1 pseudogene is annotated in these 230 nt (G+C 77.4%); it reads left to right on the top strand.

Features of this window, described 5'->3' with window-relative positions:
* Window positions 1–230, top strand: a pseudogene (locus ACSNOK_RS36555) (serine/threonine protein kinase); the annotation flags it as partial.

Here is a 230-nt window from a genome sequence, read left to right on the forward strand (position 1 = left end):
GGGCGTGACCCTGTACGCGGCGGTGGAGGGGGTGTCGCCGTTCCGCCGCGCCACGCCCCTGAGCACGTTTCAGGCCATCGTCCAGGAGGAGGCCCCGCCGCCGCGCCGGGCCGGTCCCCTGGCGCCGCTCATCGAGGGCCTGTTGCGGAAGGACCCGCTGGTCCGCATGAGCGCGGAGGCCGCGCAGGGCCTGCTCGACGAGATCGCGTCCGGCCGCGCCGGCCCCTCGG

Origin of the sequence: Streptomyces sp. URMC 126 (assembly GCF_051386555.1) — a bacterium.
Lineage (GTDB): Bacteria > Actinomycetota > Actinomycetes > Streptomycetales > Streptomycetaceae > Streptomyces.